The organism is Lysinibacillus sp. G1-3, assembly GCF_056322905.1.
Map to the genome: position 1 here is coordinate 1 of NZ_JBWHYQ010000040.1, position 4,096 is coordinate 4,096.

Consider the following 4,096-nt stretch of genomic DNA (forward strand, 5'->3'; position numbering starts at 1 on the left):
CGAACAATTGAAGGATATGTAGTTTTAACTCGAGTGGATGTTTGCTTCGCCCCATAAAAAATACTCCCCTTAGATAAACAGATTTTATTTTTTAATCTGTCTACTTAATAGGGAGCATATCAATTAATTGAGTACCTGGGCTTTTTAGAATTACAATGGCTTCTTCTTTCTGATTACATGCTGAAATAATTAAAATAATATGACATTAATATTTTCTATTAAGTAAATGGTTACCACATTCTAGTCATCTTCTAGTCTATTATATTACATATTATCTCTTTTTGACTTTTTATATTCTTTATAGCTCAAAGGAATAGAAATAATTATTAACAAAGCCGAAAAAAGGTTAATAATAGATTTGGAATTTGAAGATATAGATAAATATGATGTAACGCAGCTTATAATGGCCGCTATTATCGCTAAATAGTATGGTCTTAATACCATAAAAACTAGCCCCCTTTACAAAGAATCTATCTTCTCCAATGCTTGTAGATACGTTAATTCTTGACTATTAATAGATTCTAGTAACGATATAATTATATCATTGGACAACTCTTTATTTTTCAAAAAGGCATAATCTTTTAATAGCGCAATATAGCCTGATATTAAGGCTGTTGCCTGTGATGTACCACTAGTTTTAATTAATGTTTCATTGGAATTCATGGTCGATATCTCGTGGCCGGGTGCATTAATTGTTGTTGCTTTGGAGCCGCTTGTTAAATCAAGTACATTTCCTGAAGCATCAATTGCCCCAACTGAAATAACTTCATCTAAAATTGCAGGATACATTAATTCAGTATTACCATAATCTCCTGAGGATGCTACCACTGTAATCCCTTTATTAACCGCTAATTTTATTTTTTCAGTAATATCTGTATCTTCAAAATGACTAGCAATACTTAAATTAATAATAGAAGCACCTTTTTGGATAGCCAATTCAATAGCATTCTTTATAGTTGTCGGGGTAACTGAATCATCACCATTCATCACTTTAATTACTATTATTTGTGCATTAGGGCTTATACCTTCTATATTGTCATCAATACCTTTAATTATTGAGTACATCATAGTACCATGGCCATTGGTATCTTCAATATTTTGATCTACTAACGATTTTTCAAACTTTAAATTTCCACTGTATATAGATTTTATACCAGTATCAATAATGGCAATTGTTTGTGATTTACCTGTAGAAAGTTTATGAAGTTCTTTATAATCTAACCAATTTACTTCCCAGGGTATATCACTTCCACTATCGTTTTCATAATCAGATTCAGATGAAAACACGGTGTAGATTGTAAATGATAATCCTACAAATATAAAAAGCATCCAAATTACTTTAGAAAAAAATCTTTTCAATTAAAAGCACCTACTATAACTTTCTTTATTATTAAAATAAATACTATTATTGAGGCTCGATATCAAAAACTAAAACCCAATATAAATCTGCTCTAATACCTCTACTTGTATTTCCATTATGATATTCTACTCGATTAGCTAATTGATTAGTCCATAAAGCTGTAACACCGTTAAGAGTAGCAGGTATCGTTCCAGCTGGACCAAAAATAACACTAGCAAGTGCGAGACCAGTAGTTACAGCTGCTGCATCTCTTAAATCGTAAACCCAATTCTTAGCAGCTGTAGTACTCATATATCGTCGATTACCCCACCATTTGGATTCATCGTAAGTAGATCCACCCTGAATATAAAAATTGTTATCAGTAGAGTCGATCAACGTACCGTTATCTAAAACTTTTAGTTCGCCTTTTTCAATATTAGCATTTAATTGATCGAATTGAACCTCTAAATCTTCTATTAAGGAATCTTTAGTAATATTTATATCACTACCCTGTTCTTTAGCAAGTTCATTTACCATATTAATATCATGTTGATTCAAATTACGAACTAAATTATCTTCTTCTGCAATTTTTATGCCATTCGATGAAATTTCTAGATTCTCTTCTATAACAGAAATGATATTTTCTAAACTTTTTTTATAATCTGCTTCTTCACCACTAGATGCTTTTGCAAAAAATGGAGCTTGGGTAAAAACTAATGCTAGAACGGTAAAAAATACAATTATTTTTTTTATATTTTTCATGTTTATCTCTCCTAAAATTTATTATTTTCATAAAAAAACATCTATCGACAGACAAGTAAAGCTATACTCGAGTTAGTTACATCCTAACATTCCTAAAACATGATACTCAAGGGTGAGTTAACGCCAATTTTTTTTGGCGTCCTTTGTATTCAGATTACATTTCACGCCACATCCCGCCAAATACCCGCCATTTTTTGGCGTAACAACAATTTCTATTAATACAAAAGATTCATTTTCCATAAATTTAAATGTATTTAGATTGACATACTGAACAATATAGTTCCCATTCATTTTAACACCACTAATAACGAACTACATTTCGCAATATTGTCACTTGACTTCAGAACTATCATAAACAGCCATGTATAAATATTATTAATAACTCCCTTTGCTGTTAGTTACTACGCTGTGCCGCAATAAGTTTTATTCCTTCATAATCACCATTTGTCATAGTTCCATTATCAAATTTATCTAACCACGACTTATCAATTAGCTTTTTATCTAAAGATTGTTTAATATAATCACGTACTGCAGCTTTTGTTGTCGCGTTTGTGAATTGCATAGTATCATCATCCTTTTCATTTGTCTTATTGTCTGCCTCATTTTTATTGGTAAACCATGATAATGTCTTAGATCCGTTAAGTACATTCAAATCTACGTTACCTTTTAAATTCCAAGTTTATTTAGGTGTAGATGAGCTTACAGGTAAAGCTCGAAGTACTACTCGTAGAGGTTTTAAAACGAAAAAAGAAGCTGAACTTGCTTTAGCACGTATTCAAACTTCAAGTCTCCGAAGGCACATACAAACAAAAAAGCACAGAAACATATCAGGAAGTATACGATCTTTGGATCACTCAATACGAAAAAACTGTTGAAGAAAGTACATTTGTTAAAACAGTCGGCTACTTTAAAAATCATATATTACCTTCTATGGGCGGTTACCGTATCGAGAAAATAACGATCGCTATTTGTCAAAAACATTACAATGAATGGGCTTCAAAAGTTAAAAAAGCTCGTACGATTAAGTCTTACGCAAAAAAGGTATTAGATTTCGCTATTGTACATGGCTTTATTCAAACTAATCCCTTCACTCATGTTGAAACAAAAGTTAAGAAGGCTTTTACCGAGAGTGCTGAAGATGAAAATGAAAACTTTTATACGAAGGAAGAGTTAATTTCATTTTTAGAGAAAGCAAAAGATCACCTCAACTATAAAGCATATTCGCTATTCCGTTTAATCGCTTATACAGGCATGCGTAAAAGCGAGGCATTAGCTTTAACATGGAATGATGTGAACTTTGTGGAAAGCGAGATAATTATTAATAAAGCTATCGGACGTGGTAAAAAAACAAAGCTTTATTTGAAGACTACTAAGACTGGTAAACCTCGTACAATCAAATTAGATGAAACAACTTTATCGATTTTGAAAGAATGGAATAAGCTCCAAAAGCAGCAATATATTCAATTAGGCATCAATACGCTGAAGAAAAATCAATTGATGTTTAGCAATACAAATAACGATTTTATCCAGCCTGGTCAAGTTCAGAAGTGGATGTATAGTGTCCAAAACAAATACACTTTGAAAAAAGTGTCACCACATGGTTTACGTCATATGCACTGCTCACTTTTATTTGAAGCTGGTGCGAGCATTAAAGAAGTTCAAGATCGACTTGGTCATTCTGACGTAAAAACTACTTTAGACATTTATACACACGTTACGAAAAAGGCGAAAGAAGGCGCTATACAGAAGTTTGTTAGTTATTTAGAAGGTTAAGCTTTTTGACTTAGTTTTGACTAGAAATTGACTAGATTTGAATAAAAACTGGTGATATTAGATGAAATTAAAAAAGTGCCAAAACCCTGTATTATTGAAGTGACCCCTAAAAGTTAGACACGGTTATTTCATTAGGCAGCTTGGGTAAAATGAGTTCGGTATTGCACCGGACTCATTTTTAGTTTTGCCTTAATCCGTTTCGTATTATAGTAATTGATATAT

7 protein-coding genes are annotated in these 4,096 nt (G+C 31.8%); 2 read left to right on the forward strand and 5 right to left on the reverse strand.

Going from position 1 to position 4,096, the window contains the following annotated elements:
* Positions 1-459 precede the first annotated feature (459 nt).
* From ACVYAD_RS24830 to ACVYAD_RS24845, 4 genes are all read right to left on the reverse strand, one after another.
* Positions 460-1,359 carry a S8 family peptidase gene (locus ACVYAD_RS24830; RefSeq protein ID WP_476428262.1) on the reverse strand — a complete coding sequence of 300 codons (900 nt, stop codon included), beginning with the start codon at positions 1,357-1,359 and terminating at the stop codon, positions 460-462.
* Positions 1,360-1,405: 46 nt separating this feature from the next.
* Positions 1,406-2,101, reverse strand: a complete 696-nt coding sequence (locus ACVYAD_RS24835) for a hypothetical protein (protein WP_476428264.1) — start codon at positions 2,099-2,101, stop codon at positions 1,406-1,408.
* Positions 2,102-2,218: 117 nt separating this feature from the next.
* Positions 2,219-2,392, reverse strand: a complete 174-nt coding sequence (locus tag ACVYAD_RS24840; RefSeq protein WP_476428266.1) for a hypothetical protein — start codon at positions 2,390-2,392, stop codon at positions 2,219-2,221.
* Positions 2,393-2,495: 103 nt separating this feature from the next.
* Entirely contained in the window at positions 2,496-2,753 is a 258-nt protein-coding gene (locus tag ACVYAD_RS24845) for a hypothetical protein (protein ID WP_476428272.1), read from the reverse strand.
* Here ACVYAD_RS24845 and ACVYAD_RS24850 point away from each other — a divergent pair.
* Entirely contained in the window at positions 2,653-2,976 is a 324-nt protein-coding gene (locus tag ACVYAD_RS24850; RefSeq protein WP_476428267.1) for an Arm DNA-binding domain-containing protein, read from the forward strand. The two genes, ACVYAD_RS24845 and ACVYAD_RS24850, sit on opposite strands and share 101 nt — an antisense overlap.
* Complete coding sequence (locus ACVYAD_RS24855) at positions 2,951-3,874, forward strand: tyrosine-type recombinase/integrase (RefSeq protein WP_476428269.1); 924 nt, start codon at positions 2,951-2,953, stop codon at positions 3,872-3,874. Before ACVYAD_RS24850 ends, ACVYAD_RS24855 begins: the two co-directional genes overlap by 26 nt.
* 131 nt (positions 3,875-4,005) lie before the next feature.
* On the opposite strand, the gene ACVYAD_RS24860 is transcribed toward ACVYAD_RS24855, so the two are convergent.
* Positions 4,006-4,096, reverse strand: a 91-nt coding sequence (locus ACVYAD_RS24860; protein WP_476428271.1) for an IS3 family transposase, incomplete at its 5' end; no start/stop codon positions are given.

What these genes read in the sequence shown, in the direction of transcription:
- ACVYAD_RS24840 (WP_476428266.1), bottom strand. Translation starts at nt 2,392, where the DNA reads ATGAATGGGAACTATATTGTTCAGTATGTCAATCTAAATACATTTAAA.
- ACVYAD_RS24835 (WP_476428264.1), bottom strand. Translation starts at nt 2,101, where the DNA reads ATGAAAAATATAAAAAAAATAATTGTATTTTTTACCGTTCTAGCATTA.